Below are 14725 nucleotides of genomic sequence, written 5' to 3' on the forward strand. Positions count from 1 at the left end.
GCAGCACGGATTTCTCCGATGCTGCGGGCAGAATTGCGTTCTTCGCTTAACCCACTACAATATTTACAAGCTTGCCAGGAACCGCAATAATCTTGCGTACGGTTTTACCTTCTACAGCTGCACTCACATTAGGAAGTGACAGCGCATGAGCTTGCATTTCTTCCTGACCCATATCCAGCGGAATCAGGGCGCGTTGTACGATTTTACCATTAACTTGAATAACGATTTCAACCTCAGCATCGACTGTCCATGCTTCATCATAAGCTGGCCAAGCCACGTAGCTGATGCTTCCTTCATGACCAAGCAGTTGCCACAGCTCTTCAGCAATATGCGGCGCCAGTGGTGACAACATTTGCACAAAGTGTTCGGCAGCTTCATGGGACAAGGTTTCTTGCTTGTAGGCATCGTTAATGAAAATCATCAACTGGCTAATCGCCGTATTGAAACGCAGATGTTCGAAATCCTCAGTGACTTTCTTAATCGTTTTGTGCCAAGTACGTTTGAACTCTTCCGTACCGCCATCTGCTGTGATTTTGGCATTGAGCTTACCTTCCTCATTCACGAACAGGCGCCATACACGGGACAAGAACCGGTGAACCCCTTCAACACCCTTTTCATTCCAAGGCTTGGTTGCTTCCAGAGGGCCCATAAACATTTCATAGACACGCAGTGTATCCGCACCGAAAGCTTCAACAATTTCATCTGGGTTGATGACATTTCCGCGTGATTTACTCATTTTTTCATTATTATTTCCAAGAATCATGCCTTGGTTAACCAGCTTATGGAACGGTTCTTTCGTTTCCACTACGCCGATATCATAAAGCACCTTGTGCCAGAAACGTGCATAGAGCAAGTGAAGTACGGCATGCTCCGCTCCGCCAATGTACAGATCCACTGGAAGCCATGCTTTTTGCTTCTCAGGGGAGCACAGCTCTTGATCGTTTTTCGGATCAATATAACGCAGGTAGTACCAGCAGCTGCCCGCCCATTGCGGCATGGTGTTGGTCTCACGGCGAGCCTTCATACCAGTCTCAGGATCGATCGTTTCCACCCACTCTGTTACATTCGCAAGTGGAGACTCCCCAGTACCCGATGGTTTAATCGCATCTACATCAGGCAGTACCAGCGGCAGCTGATCAACCGGAACAGTCTTCATTGTACCGTCTTCCAAATGCAGAATTGGAATCGGCTCTCCCCAGTAGCGTTGACGGCTGAACAGCCAATCACGCAGACGATAGGTTACTTTACCTTTACCTACGCCCTTCTCTTCAAGCCAAGCAATCATCTTCGCAATCGCTTCTTCATTCTTAAGTCCATTCAAGAAATCAGAATTGACATGCGGTCCGTCTCCGGAATACGCCTCTTCTTCAACGTTGCCACCTTGTACGACTTCCACGATATTCAGGCCGAATTGTTTAGCAAATTCCCAGTCGCGAGTATCGTGACCTGGAACCGCCATGATCGCACCCGTTCCATATCCGGCAAGTACATAATCTGCAATCCAGATCGGTGCCTTGGCACCATTCACAGGATTGATTGCATACGCACCCGTGAATACACCGCTCTTCTCTTTAGCCAAATCTGTACGTTCCAGATCGCTCTTATGAGAAGCTTTCACACGATATTCTGCAATCGCTGCACGTTGTGCTTCTGTTGTAATGGCATCAACCAGTTCATGCTCTGGTGCTAATACACAGTAGCTAGCTCCGAACAATGTATCTGGACGTGTTGTAAACACGGTCAGGCTAGCATCGTGACCTTCAATTTCAAAGTTCACTTCTGCACCTGTGGATTTGCCAATCCAGTTGCGTTGCATATCCTTGATGCTTTCAGACCAATCCAGCTCTTCCAGATCTTCAAGCAGACGCTCAGCATATTCAGTAATTCTCAGAATCCACTGACGCATCGGTTTGCGGACAACCGGATGTCCTCCGCGCTCACTTTTACCATCAATAACTTCTTCGTTGGCAAGTACTGTACCCAGTGCCTCGCACCAGTTAACAGGTACTTCTGCTACATAAGCCAAGCCTTTGTTGTACAGCTGGATGAAAATCCACTGCGTCCATTTGTAATAATCTGGATCTGTAGTGCTGATCTCGCGATCCCAGTCGTAGGAGAAACCCAGCGATTTGATCTGACGACGGAAATTATCGATGTTCTTATCTGTAAAATCACGTGGATGCTGACCTGTATCCATTGCATACTGCTCTGCAGGAAGTCCAAAAGCATCCCAGCCCATTGGGTGCAGCACGTTAAAACCACGCATCCGTTTGTAACGGGATACGATGTCCGTTGCTGTGTAGCCTTCTGGATGACCTACGTGCAGTCCTGCACCTGAAGGGTACGGGAACATATCCAGTGCATAGAAATTCGGTTTGGTTGGATCTTCACCTGTCTTAAAACTTTTGTTCTCATCCCAGAACTTTTGCCATTTGGGCTCAATAGCCTGCGCCCGGTAACCGCCGGCAGGTATACTGTTTGTTTGATTGTCGCTCATTGTCTGCTCCTCCTTGGAGTATTACTACTTAGATTTCTTAACCAAGCATAAACGCCATCGGCATCCTTATAAGGACGGTAAGCGTTTATGCGAGAAATATAAGACATGAAGTATTTCGGGAAACCTATACCCTCTTATATTTACAAAAAAACCTCCCATCCCTAGCGTATTATCGCTAGGGACGAGAGGTTATAATTCCCGTGGTACCACCCTAGTTAGCGGCTGAATATACTTTATTCTGCCACTCACTTTGCACCCTTTAGCGGGGGTGAGGCGACGACGGTTCACCTAGGGCATCCATTATGTCTAGTGGATATCCTGAAACTTGCGCCGTTACTCCGAGGTGAGTTCACTCCGTTCCGTTAACCGGCTCGCACCTTAGTGCCGGCTCTCTGCAATAACGGTATAGAATTAATACTCCTCATCATCGATCAACTATATATACCGACTGTTCATCAGTAATATTCCCCAACATTATATACAAAACTGTTGTCTATAGTCAATGTTTTACCCTATTTACACGGGCTTTCGTTTGATTAAATACGTCATAAAGTGTTGAATAACGACTTTTGCAGCTGCGAAGAACGGTACAGCAAGGATAAGTCCGATCATTCCCGCCAATTCACCGCCAACCAGAAGCGCAAAAATAATGAGCAGCGGATGCAAATGCAGCTTCTTTCCCACCACCTGTGGTGAAATAATGTTACTTTCCACGATTTGGCACACTGTGTTAACCACTGCAACCAACAGCACTAAACGAAAAGAAACAGTCGAAGCCATCACAATGGCTGGTGCAGCCCCCAAAAAAGGACCCATATACGGAACAATATTGAACACTGCCACCACACTGGCAAACAGTAAAGCATACGGCATTCCGATAATGGCATACCCGATATAAGCAAGCACACCTATAATAATGCAGACCAGAAACTGTCCACGAATGTAGTTGCCGAGTGCATCATCGATATCTTTTAACAAAGTTACAATAGACTTGCGGCGTGCGCGGGGCAGGCAAGACACCACCGTCCGCTCAAACACATCAAAATCCTTCAGAATATAGAACACTAGAAACGGTACGATGAAAGCATTGAACAGCACATTAATCGTTGTCCCTATATTATCGAGAAAATTAGAAATCCCTTCAGCGAGACGACTTTCCAGTTGAAAAAACCAGTTATTCATCCCCATCTCGACCCCGGGCGGGATTAGTCTAGAATTCATATGTCGCATCAGCCCCTGGGCTTGCAGCGTCATCTCTGGCAAATGTTCATTCAACTCTTCAAGCTGCTCGATAAACATCGGGATAAGGTTAATTGCGATCACTGCAATCGCCGTTAAGAATACTGCATATATAAGTAGAACAGCTACACTACGCGGCATCTTCCGTCCAGCCAGCATACTAACGACGGGATTCAGCACGTAGGAAATAATCATAGCTGCCAGAAATGGAGCGAGGATTGCCTTCAAAAATACAAATATCCCCTGCAGCATCGGACGAAGCAACCAAACAAAATACAAAATGATCAGGGAGAGCAGCACTCCGATCATCCAGCGGAACCACTTACTTTGGGACCATTGCTCCATGAGTGTACCCTCCTGCGACTGTAGCCTGGACTAGCTTCGTAAATAAGTATATGTATGGCCGCAGCAAAATAACCATCAAGTACACAAAATAACCCCACAAAGTGAGGCTTTTGCTTCGATGCTGAATCAGGTACTTTGCGGGGAACCCAAAAAAAGCGCCAATAACCCTGCAGCTGATTTCAACTGAAAGGAGATTGACGCTTTAAGTACATAGATCATTCTTGCTTACAAAGCAAGCTTCATAGTTAAGACGACGCATGAATTTGCGGGAAATCCTGAGTCATATCATCCCCGGAGAAGAGATCGTCCAGCGAGCTGAGTGTGCCATCTTCTTCAACTTGATACACCGACATTTTCTCGCCGTTTACCGTCAATTCAATGAAACAGCCCCAGCAATAGAACTGGTGGGAACCAATCTTTCCGATATCTTTGGAGTTACAGTTTGGACACTTCATATAATACATTCCACCTATCCGTTAACAATATTAATGGCTTTTTGTAGCCGTTCTTCGCTCATTGCAGGAACCATTAGAGCATTCTCACCAATGGACATCTCATCAGAACAAGGCAGCCATTTGCGGCCTTCGATCAAATCAGTCACAAGCCCGTCACTGATTTCCAGCGCTCCTATTGTGTTTCCCAACTTTTGGTCAAAATAAACATCCGATATTCGTCCAAGTATAGTTCCAGTTGTAGTCAGTACTTTCAAATCCTTAAGTTTGTTCTTTCCTAGTAGAAAAGTACAAGGTATATGATCAGCATCTGTCTTATCAATCGACTCTTTACTACGAATCATGACAGCATCCTCGCCGTAGGCCACAATATCTTTCCATGCCACAAATTTCACATGGCCACCAAAAAAAGATTTGCTTTCCAGTTCAATACCCGTAATATTCCAGTTTGAATCGAGTAGGATATCGACAATCTTGCCGATTTCATTCCCCTCTTCAACTTCAAATACAGCCAAGCCGATCAGATCTTGTAGTCTCATGGCTGCCTCGGTCCCCTCACTTTGAGTGTACTTACGAGCTCTCAGAAAGCCAAAAGCCGAATCGCCCCGTTACAGATCGAAACCTAGAGTAACTAGTCTCATTTACGTAGGCGATTCAAAATGGTTTCAACTTTTCGAGCAACGTACTCGATTTCTTCAGTAGTATTACCCAAACCGATACTAAATCGAATCGCAGACTCTAAAATATTTTGGGGAAGTCCCATTGCTTTCAGAACATGAGATATTTCCAGGGATCCTGAGGTGCAAGCCGAACCACTTGCTGCCGCAATCCCCTCCATATCCAGGTTCATCAGCATAACATCTGTCCCAGCCCCTGGGAAGCTCAAATTCAGAATACTAGGCAAAAACTCCTCGGTATTACCGTTAAGCGAGTAACGCTCCCGTCCAATCAGAGTATCCAGCTCCTCGAGCAGTCTACTGCGCAGGAGCTTCATATTCTGTTGACGTTCTGACAGCCCCTTAACCGCTATTTCAACGGCTTTAGCAAACCCAACTGCTCCGGCTAGATTCTCTGTTCCGGCACGTCTGCCGCGCTCCTGAAGGCCGCCATGAAGTCTTGGATGCAGTGGCGCTCCGCTTCGAACGTATAAACCACCGATCCCTTGAGGCCCATTGATCTTATGAGCAGTAAAGCTCATGTAATCTACTGGAAGCTCTCGGAGTGTAATAGGGAGTGCACCTAGAGCTTGTACAGCATCTACATGGAACAGAATTCCCCGTTCTCTAGCAAGCTGACCAACCTCCTTGATAGGCTGAACGGTGCCGACTTCATTATTGGCATACATTACGCTGATCAACACCGTGTCTTCCTGCAATGCAGCCTCTACGTCTGTAACAGATACCCTACCCGTCGAATCCACAGGGAGATAGGTAACTTTGAAGCCTTCCTTCTCTAGCTCTTCGCAGGTATGTAACACTGCATGATGCTCGATCTGGGTGGTGATAATATGTTTTCCTTTATGGGAAACTGCAGCTGCTGCTCCATAGAGTGCTAAATTGTCACTCTCGGTGCCGCCTCCAGTGAACACCCACTCGTCAGGTGAACAGCCCAAAAAGGCGGCGATATTATCGCGCGCCCCGTTCAATATTCTTTTAGCTGAACGCCCGAACTGATGTACACTCGATGCATTTCCGTATTGTTCTGTCATTATATTCAGCATGACCTTAGCCACCTCGGGATGAACCGGGGTTGATGCGGCGTGGTCCAAATAGATGGATTTCATATTCATTTCTCCGCTTCTAGAGTATAGGAAACTAGTTCTTCTAAAAATATAAGAAGGTATAAATTTCACATTATACATTATCCTTATATTTCTCGCTTAAACGCTAACCGTCCTAAAAAGGACGCCGAAGGCGTTTATACTTGGAACTATTAAATTATACCGCGCGAGAAGTGAGTTTTCCACAAGCGAAAGAACACAATATTGTAATCATTTCCCTATGAAAGCTAGGATTATAGTAGCCAGTTCTCTTCAGAGGTTACCTCAATGCCATTTTTTCTAAGTAAAGCTGTAGTAACGCCGTTTCCGGCTATTTTCTTCCCTTTGAATTCCCCATTATAAATCATACTGCTGCCGCAAGAAGGACTGTTTTCTTTAAGCACTACCATCGTAGCTGATACCTCTTGGGCTTTTGCAAGCGTAATATAAGCACCCTCTAAATACATATCTGTAACATCTGTACCTGATCGATCCACTACTTTAGCCGTCCCTGCCAGCACATCCTCGCCATTCCCACCAATGATTTCGGCTGGTTCTCTAGGCGTTGAGAATCCTCCCAGCAATTCTGGACACACAGCAATCGCTTGATTCTCATTCAAAAGCATCTGAATTTTCTCATCCAAACAATCCGTACCATTATATCTCACCTTCATGCCAGCTAGACAAGAGCTTACCAAAATCACCAATGAGCACCTCTTTCTTCATTCATTCCGCTTCGTTTATAATAAGAAATATTCCGAGCATAACATGATGAAATTAAGCTGTAAACGGAGTGAACTTCTAATCTACTGACTGGGGAGTGTAAATAATGTGCGGACGCTATACAATAACCGTCACAATGGAAGAGCTGATGGTCAGATATTTTGCGAATGATTCAACCATTATCCACTATGCCCCTAAATATAACGCCGCGCCCATGCAGCAAATTCCGGCAGTCATTAATACAGGTTCCAGCAATAAGCTCGGGGAACTGCGTTGGGGCCTGGTTCCTACATGGGCAAAGGATGACAAAATCGGCAATAAAATGATCAATGCCCGGGCAGAATCGCTGCTGGAGAAACCTTCTTTCAAGCGCTTAGTAAGCTCACGTCGCTGCATCATCCCATCTGACGGCTTCTACGAATGGAAGGTGCAGGGCAGCAGCAAACAACCCATGCGGATCATGATGCGCGACGGAGGTATTTTCTCTATGGCCGGATTATATGATATTTGGATGGACCCTGAGGGTAATAAACTAAGTACCTGCACGATTATAACGACTACTCCGAACGAGCTTATGGCTGAAATCCATAATCGCATGCCGGTTATTTTGAAGCCTGAGGATGAGACAGAGTGGCTGGATCGGGGCAATCAGGACAACACTTCTCTAATAAAGCTCCTGAAACCGTATGATCAACAACTAATGCGAGCCTATCCAGTTTCCACGGCTGTCGGAAATGTTCGGAATGATGCAAAGGAATTAATTGAAGAGGCACAGAAATAGAAGGATAATTTATAACGTAAGCATATAAATTCTGATATTAAAAAACATCTTAACCCTGCGGCATAACCGCAGAGTTAAGACCATCGACGCTCGATCTTAGACCGGCGTCTCATCAATTGATGAGACATCTGGAGAAATCTATCCGCATACAGCCCGGAGGAAAGATTGTTTCGGATATGCCATTCGCCATTCATCCTAATTCTGTCCCGCAGTGCTGGATCATGCATTAAAGATAAAGCAGCATTCACAGCTTCATCCAGCTGTCCTCTTGTGTATATTTTTCCAGTATGATTATTAATGACAAGTCTCCGAATGCCATCCGAATCCGTAGTAAGAACAGGACAACGACACAACATTGCCTCAGCTACGGCGTACCCAAATCCCTCGAGAATAGAGGTTGAACAGAGTAGACCACCCGAATCACCAATAATGCTCATATAATCTGCCATTTGCCCGTGAGGAACATTGGAATGCGAAATCAAACGTGAGGAAATCCCAGTCTCGGCTACAAATTGTTCGAAGCTCTCTTTTTGCTCCGGCTCAAACAAAGTATCGTCCTGAAAAATCCATAAATAAAGCTCAGGATGGATCGCCAGCAGCCGTTGTCCGATTTGTAGAAATTCTCTCCAGTTCTTATTCGTTTGAATTCGTCCCACCCAGCCGAGGATGGGAAAGCTTTTTGCAGGATAATTGGTATATCCAAACTGATCGCAATCGATCGGATTGTCAAAGCAATATTGACTAACAGATGGAAATCCACCTTTAAAAAGCGTCTGCAAATGAGTGGTTTCTGGATAGAGCAGTGCATCGGTTAGCTTGTGAATCCGCTCATTAAAATTACTAATAACTTGCTCCGCTTCATCTAAGGTCCCCAATCCCTGCACCTCAAAAACAAGCGGCCCCTTGTAACCAAACCCTCTGAACCGCTCCGCTAAGTAAATATCCGTACACACTACAATCAAGTCAAAAGCTTCCCGAGTGAGCAGTCCCCTGATCTCGTCATCATTATTGGTAATATAGGTTTGAATATTAGGGATATTTTGCTGCCCTTTTCCAGGGTGTGTGTACAGCAAATGACACTCTACACCGCGATCATGTAATGCTTGGCAGCGCACTCGGTTCAGGGTCTGCATGCCGCCGCTCGGGTTGAAGAAGGTGAACAAAATCTTCATTACGATCACTCATTCACATATTATTTTAGGAAAAATAGATCTTCAACAAATCATACAAGTCTGTGCTTCGAAACAGCTCATTATAGTAGTGATTTTTAGTCGATGGGACATGTCTATGCCGGAATCCAATCAAGCTATGATCATCTGTATAATAATTGGAGATCGTGTCTCCACCGGTAGTAATCAAAGCCTCCAGCATGTATTCAATATCGAGTGCTCCAATGAAAATCTTGGGACCTAAAACTATCGTGTAGGGAGTGGACAAGTGCTCTAGCGCTCCACAAATCGCGTGCGACTCCACTACTCCTGGCATGTAAACAAACTCTGTTGCAGGATGAGGGATTGAACCTATTAGAACAGATGGTTGACCCGTAAGTGATAAATCCAGCACCCGACACTCATAATTGCTATACGTCTGTTCATACAAATTCTCTATCCTCGCTATTTCCTCCGCACCAGCATTTACTACAGGATATAAAACGGTAATCATAGGACGAATCCCTCTACGGAATCGCGCCTGATGGCGGGTCAAGTGGTACGTATATCTCCATCTCCGATGATTTTCAGTGGAATGTAACTGTGCAGATACACTAAAGGTAGAGTCCACACGATAATTCACCAGCTCCACGGGGATAAAGCGAATATCACAATGTTCAGCAAGTCTCAGCCAGTAATCATAATCCTCCACCGGCTCCATTCCGTACCCCCCAACAAGCTTCGCAACCTGCGATTTGTACATGAAAGAAACACCAATAAGCGAGTAATCCAGCAATCTCTCTTTGGGCTGTGACTGGTAATTTCGCTGAGTAGCTAGCTGATGCTCGTTATGAAGTAGGTTTCCCTCGTTATCTATACTTTGAAAAGAACTGTACACGATTCCTAGCTCCTGCGGCCCCTTCACTAGTGCACCTCGAAGGATTTCGAGAAAACGGGGTTCATAAACATTATCGCTGGAGACCCAGCTCAAATACTGAATACTGGGTTCGCTAAATAAAAGATCAAAGCCCGTATTCAGCGCATGTGCAATACCCCTGTTCTGTACATAAGAGATAATAGTTACCCTTGGATCCTCGGCAATTATTGATCTCACAAGCGATTCCATATCTGGCGCACCATCAATTACAATGATCAGTCGAAATTCGGTGAAGGTTTGGCGCAGAACAGACTCCAGAGCTTGCCGGAGGAATTCCGGCTTTTGGGTATACAAAGGCATAACTACTCCTACATCCGCCATGATTTTTACCTCTCTCTACATTGGAGTATAAAATTAGTATATTTAAATTCCACCTTTGTGCCTGTGTGAATGCCTCTAAGAGGATTTATTGCGCCTAAAAAAGAAGCAACCACCCAAATCTCATCGGTGGTTGCTTCTTGATTTCCCAAAAATACTGTTATACAGGTAAAGAAAGTGCGGTAATCTCCGTTAATTCAGATTGAAGCACTCTCTGTTCTGTAACAAGATTTCCGAACTCATCCAATCCGTACATGGAGCACACCACATTAGCCAATGGATAAGGACTACTTACCTGAACCTCGTAAGCGACATTCCCTGCAATGAAGAACTCTCTGACATCAGAACTCATTGCTGGAACATAATAACCTGTGACATACAGTGGTGTTAGTGCAAGCGTTGAATATGGAACGCCGAAAACTTCGACGATCATCATTGCACTCGCGTTACTTGTGTTGCGAACGCTGACCACTACATTACTTGCTGCAGTACCAGTAGCTCTCGTATTAGTAATAAGACCTGTTGTAAAAGCCATTTCCATCACTCCTCCCCTCATTTTCTATCAATTTATTCAGGATTAATTTGTAAGTTGCGAGGCAAGAGGAAGGGGAGATTCATGGAATAATAGCATACCTCTCATATTTCCAATTTCCGCGATTTTTCTGATTCCCTTGTCCAAACACAATGAATCTCAATTCATATATATATAGCAAACTAATAAAGAGGTGAAGCTCATGGCAACAACAACAGGCATCATTACGAACACAGGGACTACCCCAGCATCCAACGTGGTCATTAATATCGATAATGACAACCTTAGTTTTTCATCTAACGTAGTCTATCACGTTTACGTATGGAATACCTTGGTTAGTAAAGGTTTAGTCTACTCCAACTCATTAAATGTTAATGCGAACACCAGCCAGTTTCTCAGTTTTAATATCGCAGGCAATTCAGCTTATGAAGTCCAATTTCTCGTAACTGGAAACGCACCGGCAGACACGATTATCACGGTGTTCGGAACGGATTCGTCAGGAAACGTCATCCCCCATCAAAGAGTGCTGCAATCCGAACTTACTTTCATAGCTCAGCTGAACCCGTAAGTACCGAAAACTCTATGACGAAAGGAGCTTTGCATGGTTAATATTCAACTTTCGCCGAGCACAAGCACTCAATTCGAGCCCACCATCGCGGTAAATTGGCTTAATCCTTCGGTTATGGTCGCCGTAGCTGTAGATCTTCGAACAGGCCCTCCCAATATAGGTTTGTACAAATCTATTGACGCAGGTGCCACTTGGACAACAACGTTATTACCGTTACCGACAGGATTTGCAGGCATCGAAGCACCACATATTGATTATATTTTTCCGACCACGTTCGTCGTATTGGCTCACGCCTTCGATTCAGACGGTCTCAGCGGGTCGATCGTTTCCTATACCTCTGTCGACAACGCCTCTTCATTCGGACCGCCAGTCATCGTGAATCAAGGGTTTGGACAGTTTGTAAATGATGACCAGGTGGTCGTTGTCACCGACAAGGCTGGATCAAGTCCCTTTTTTGGAAATGTATATACTGGTTATACGCATGATTACAACACACAATTCATACCAGGAAATACGATATTCTTCAATCGTTCCCTAGATAGCGGTAATACTTATTTCAGTCCTGCCCTGCTGTCTTCGGTCGAAGAATTTGAAGAATTCCCCGGTATAGCAATTACATTAAACGGGATTGTTGTCGTGGGATGGATCAATCAGCCTCCCGGTAATACTGATCTTAAAATTCGCACATCCCCAGACGGCGGGGTCACTTTCACCCCTGAAACCATGGTCGCCAGCGTTGTAGTCCCACCAGATCCATTGCCGGGATATACATTTAGATGTCTGACATACCCTTCCCTCGCAGCGGATATTTCTAATGCACCGACGACGCAAGGTAATGTCTATGCTGTATGGCAAGATTTTCGAGAAGGTTATTCCGATATTTTTCTTGCTACTTCCACCAATTTCGGTGTGGATTGGGGTACACCAATCTCCATTACGGGAAGTCCAGCGGGCTCTCAAAACTTTTTCCCAGCCATCACCGTGTCCCCTGCGGATGGCGCAATATTCGTTACCTATTACACTAATCGAGTCAATCCCCTCAACCTTGATGTTTATCTAGCTACATCTAGAGATGGGGGGATGACGTTTACAAACACCCGTATAACGACAACTTCCTTTGACGTCACCGGCATTCCCCTAATTGGGGACTACATCGGCAATGCCATTGTCCCCCAAACAGGCCGTCTAGTGAGCGTATGGACGGACACGCGGACCGGTACAGAGAACATCTGGTTTGGTGATAATCAATAAGCTATTAATAAACTTCTGATGATTAATTAAAAGGATGCCGAACGAATATAGGGCATCCTTTTTTTGCGTAACGAGAGTAACCTGGACCTTTCTCCCGGTAATCGAGATGACAAGCTTCATTGACTACTCTGAATGTGATTTTCCCATTAAAAAAGCCCCCAAAAAGGGGGCTTAAACATCGATAATGCTATAACTTTAAGTTTTTTATTCCAAATACATTAACTATATATAGAACATATAGTTGTCAGCCAAGCTCTCTTCTTTATAATTAATCAAGTCATGAAGAGTCGTGGAATCTAGTACGTCGGCGATGCTATCGCGAATACGCAGCCATAAATCGCGTTTTGCTGCATCATCTTCTTCAGTAAAGTCTACTGGAGAAATTGGGCCCTCTAGCACACGAATGATGTCACCCGCTGTGATAGCACTAGCCTCACGTGATAAAATGTATCCACCGTATGCACCACGAATACTTTTTACCAGTCCTGCGTTACGCAGAGGAGCAATTAACTGCTCCAGATAGTGTTCAGAAAGTCCATTTTTCTCAGCGATACTCTTAAGTGAGGTCGGTCCTTCACCAAATTTCAGTGCAAGCTCCATCATAATTGTTAGTCCGTAACGTCCTTTGGTTGATATTTTCAAAGGGGCACCTCTTTCGGTTTAGTGTCTAGTTATTGTATACTATTGATTCGGTAAGTCATGCGTTTGTCATATCAAGGTATTCCGATGATTACTCTTAGTTTATGTTATCATATTCGAAGTCACAAATGAAATGGCAAACGAAACATTTTGCAAGAATGTTCACCCCTGGTGGACATTTTTCTATTCTCAGCCTCTTATTTTAGGCTTTACAGTAGACAGGTATGTTATAATACATTTTGAGCCGGGTGTTCCATGAATGACCGGTATTTTGGGTACAGAAATGGTGATTACGATGACAAAAGCAAAACAAGACACCCGTGTCGTCGTCGGCATGTCCGGAGGGGTCGATTCCTCCGTCACGGCGCTTCTGCTCAAGCAGCAGGGCTATGACGTCATCGGCATCTTCATGAAAAATTGGGACGATACCGACGAATTCGGAGTATGTACGGCCGAAAGCGATGCAGAGGATGTTCGCCGCGTATGCGAGCAGATTGATATTCCTTACTATACCGTTAATTTCGAGAAGGAATACTTCGACAAAGTATTTTCTTATTTCCTCGATGAATATAAGGCCGGCCGGACGCCGAATCCAGACGTCATGTGCAACCGAGAGATCAAGTTCGGAGAGTTCCTGAACAAAGCCCTTCAGCTTGGCGCCGATTATGTAGCGACTGGACATTATGCGCGTGTTATTGAAGAAGATGGAATGTACAAGCTGCTCCGCGGTGTAGACAACAATAAAGACCAGACCTATTTCTTGAATGCGCTGGGACAGTATCAACTGTCTAAAGCAATGTTCCCGATTGGTCATCTTCCGAAACCGGAAGTCCGGAGAATTGCCGAAGAAGCCGGACTCTATACTGCCAAGAAAAAAGATAGCACAGGCGTTTGCTTCATCGGTGAGCGTAACTTCCGCGAATTCCTCAGCCAGTATCTTCCAGCACAATCGGGTGATATGGTAGATATAACAACTGGAGAAATCAAAGGCCGCCACGATGGACTTATGTACTATACATTGGGTCAACGCCAAGGCCTTGGCATTGGTGGCTCCGGTAACGGTGAACCTTGGTTTGTAGCCGAAAAAGACCTTAGCCGCAACATTCTTTATGTAGTTCAAGGAGACAAGCACCACAGCCTGTACTCCACTAGTCTGATTGCCTCCGGTGTAAACTGGATTAACGGGCAAGAGCTAGGTCTTGAGCCTCTAAAATGCACCGCCAAATTCCGCTATCGCCAGCCTGATCAGGGCGTGACCCTTACAGCACGGGAAGACGGAACGATAAACGTAGACTTTGATGTTCCACAAAAAGCGATAACACCTGGCCAAGCCGTTGTCTTCTATCTCGGTGAGCAATGTCTCGGTGGCGGAACGATAGAATATGCCGAGAAGGTTGTTCCTTCAGCGCAAGCTTAAGTGTATTCTATAACTTACAACATTAACTCTAATATACGAAAACACAAGAAATAGCTGTAGTATGTACTGTTATATTACATTCTTAGCTCTAACATTTAGGTTTTAGTTGCATGAAATAC

At 45.0% G+C, this 14725-nt stretch carries 14 protein-coding genes; 4 read left to right on the forward strand and 10 right to left on the reverse strand.

Features of this window, described 5'->3' with window-relative positions:
* Positions 1–46 precede the first annotated feature (46 nt).
* The 6 genes from leuS to NSS87_RS24270 form a co-directional block, all read right to left on the reverse strand.
* Positions 47–2497: a leucine--tRNA ligase gene (gene leuS / locus NSS87_RS24245; protein ID WP_339243256.1), complete on the reverse strand. Its 2451-nt coding sequence runs from the start codon at positions 2495–2497 to the stop codon at positions 47–49.
* Between the two features lie 516 nt (positions 2498–3013).
* Entirely contained in the window at positions 3014–4081 is a 1068-nt protein-coding gene (locus NSS87_RS24250) for an AI-2E family transporter (RefSeq protein WP_042191048.1), read from the reverse strand.
* A 245-nt stretch (positions 4082–4326) separates the two neighbouring features.
* Positions 4327–4536, reverse strand: a complete 210-nt coding sequence (locus NSS87_RS24255; protein ID WP_036677557.1) for a hypothetical protein — start codon at positions 4534–4536, stop codon at positions 4327–4329.
* Between the two features lie 14 nt (positions 4537–4550).
* Positions 4551–5072 (reverse strand): PRC-barrel domain-containing protein, encoded by a 522-nt coding sequence (locus tag NSS87_RS24260; RefSeq protein ID WP_042191050.1) that lies wholly within the window; start codon positions 5070–5072, stop codon positions 4551–4553.
* Positions 5073–5170: 98 nt separating this feature from the next.
* Complete coding sequence (locus tag NSS87_RS24265; protein ID WP_339243260.1) at positions 5171–6316, reverse strand: cysteine desulfurase family protein; 1146 nt, start codon at positions 6314–6316, stop codon at positions 5171–5173.
* A gap of 230 nt (positions 6317–6546) precedes the next feature.
* Entirely contained in the window at positions 6547–6996 is a 450-nt protein-coding gene (locus NSS87_RS24270; protein ID WP_042194386.1) for a DUF523 domain-containing protein, read from the reverse strand.
* 125 nt (positions 6997–7121) lie between these two features.
* On the opposite strand from NSS87_RS24270, the gene NSS87_RS24275 reads away from it, so the two are divergent.
* Positions 7122–7796 (forward strand): SOS response-associated peptidase, encoded by a 675-nt coding sequence (locus NSS87_RS24275; protein ID WP_339243261.1) that lies wholly within the window; start codon positions 7122–7124, stop codon positions 7794–7796.
* A gap of 74 nt (positions 7797–7870) precedes the next feature.
* Here NSS87_RS24275 and NSS87_RS24280 read toward each other — a convergent pair whose 3' ends face one another.
* The 3 genes from NSS87_RS24280 to NSS87_RS24290 form a co-directional block, all read right to left on the reverse strand.
* Positions 7871–8968, reverse strand: coding sequence for a glycosyltransferase family 4 protein (locus NSS87_RS24280; RefSeq protein WP_042191056.1), 1098 nt, complete (start codon positions 8966–8968; stop codon positions 7871–7873).
* Between the two features lie 25 nt (positions 8969–8993).
* Positions 8994–10202 (reverse strand): glycosyltransferase, encoded by a 1209-nt coding sequence (locus NSS87_RS24285; protein WP_339243263.1) that lies wholly within the window; start codon positions 10200–10202, stop codon positions 8994–8996.
* Between the two features lie 157 nt (positions 10203–10359).
* A complete protein-coding gene (locus NSS87_RS24290) occupies positions 10360–10734 on the reverse strand; it encodes a hypothetical protein (protein ID WP_042191060.1) in 375 nt (124 codons plus the stop codon).
* A gap of 199 nt (positions 10735–10933) precedes the next feature.
* Here NSS87_RS24290 and NSS87_RS24295 point away from each other — a divergent pair, with 199 nt between their 5' ends.
* Both NSS87_RS24295 and NSS87_RS24300 read left to right on the forward strand, forming a co-directional pair.
* Entirely contained in the window at positions 10934–11299 is a 366-nt protein-coding gene (locus tag NSS87_RS24295; RefSeq protein ID WP_042191062.1) for a hypothetical protein, read from the forward strand.
* Between the two features lie 33 nt (positions 11300–11332).
* Positions 11333–12550 carry a sialidase family protein gene (locus NSS87_RS24300; protein ID WP_042191064.1) on the forward strand — a complete coding sequence of 406 codons (1218 nt, stop codon included), beginning with the start codon at positions 11333–11335 and terminating at the stop codon, positions 12548–12550.
* A 222-nt stretch (positions 12551–12772) separates the two neighbouring features.
* Here the strand turns inward: NSS87_RS24300 and NSS87_RS24305 are convergent, their stop codons facing one another.
* A complete protein-coding gene (locus tag NSS87_RS24305) occupies positions 12773–13192 on the reverse strand; it encodes an Rrf2 family transcriptional regulator (RefSeq protein WP_042191066.1) in 420 nt (139 codons plus the stop codon).
* A gap of 292 nt (positions 13193–13484) precedes the next feature.
* Between NSS87_RS24305 and mnmA the strand changes: the two genes are divergently transcribed.
* The gene (gene mnmA, locus NSS87_RS24310) at positions 13485–14606 is read left to right on the forward strand and encodes a tRNA 2-thiouridine(34) synthase MnmA (RefSeq protein ID WP_339248659.1); all 1122 of its coding nucleotides are present in this window, start codon (positions 13485–13487) and stop codon (positions 14604–14606) included.
* The last annotated feature ends 119 nt before the right edge of the window (positions 14607–14725 follow it).

It is taken from the genome of Paenibacillus sp. FSL F4-0243 (genome assembly GCF_037963295.1).
GTDB lineage: Bacteria > Bacillota > Bacilli > Paenibacillales > Paenibacillaceae > Paenibacillus_AQ.

Coding starts and splice junctions, on each gene's coding strand:
- NSS87_RS24260 (WP_042191050.1), bottom strand. CDS start 5,072: ATGAGACTACAAGATCTGATCGGCTTGGCTGTATTTGAAGTTGAAGAG.
- NSS87_RS24275 (WP_339243261.1), top strand. CDS start 7,122: ATGTGCGGACGCTATACAATAACCGTCACAATGGAAGAGCTGATGGTC.
- NSS87_RS24250 (WP_042191048.1), bottom strand. CDS start 4,081: ATGGAGCAATGGTCCCAAAGTAAGTGGTTCCGCTGGATGATCGGAGTG.
- mnmA (WP_339248659.1), top strand. CDS start 13,485: ATGACAAAAGCAAAACAAGACACCCGTGTCGTCGTCGGCATGTCCGGA.
- NSS87_RS24255 (WP_036677557.1), bottom strand. CDS start 4,536: ATGAAGTGTCCAAACTGTAACTCCAAAGATATCGGAAAGATTGGTTCC.
- NSS87_RS24300 (WP_042191064.1), top strand. CDS start 11,333: ATGGTTAATATTCAACTTTCGCCGAGCACAAGCACTCAATTCGAGCCC.
- NSS87_RS24290 (WP_042191060.1), bottom strand. CDS start 10,734: ATGGCTTTTACAACAGGTCTTATTACTAATACGAGAGCTACTGGTACT.
- NSS87_RS24280 (WP_042191056.1), bottom strand. CDS start 8,968: ATGAAGATTTTGTTCACCTTCTTCAACCCGAGCGGCGGCATGCAGACC.
- leuS (WP_339243256.1), bottom strand. CDS start 2,497: ATGAGCGACAATCAAACAAACAGTATACCTGCCGGCGGTTACCGGGCG.
- NSS87_RS24295 (WP_042191062.1), top strand. CDS start 10,934: ATGGCAACAACAACAGGCATCATTACGAACACAGGGACTACCCCAGCA.
- NSS87_RS24265 (WP_339243260.1), bottom strand. CDS start 6,316: ATGAAATCCATCTATTTGGACCACGCCGCATCAACCCCGGTTCATCCC.
- NSS87_RS24285 (WP_339243263.1), bottom strand. CDS start 10,202: ATGGCGGATGTAGGAGTAGTTATGCCTTTGTATACCCAAAAGCCGGAA.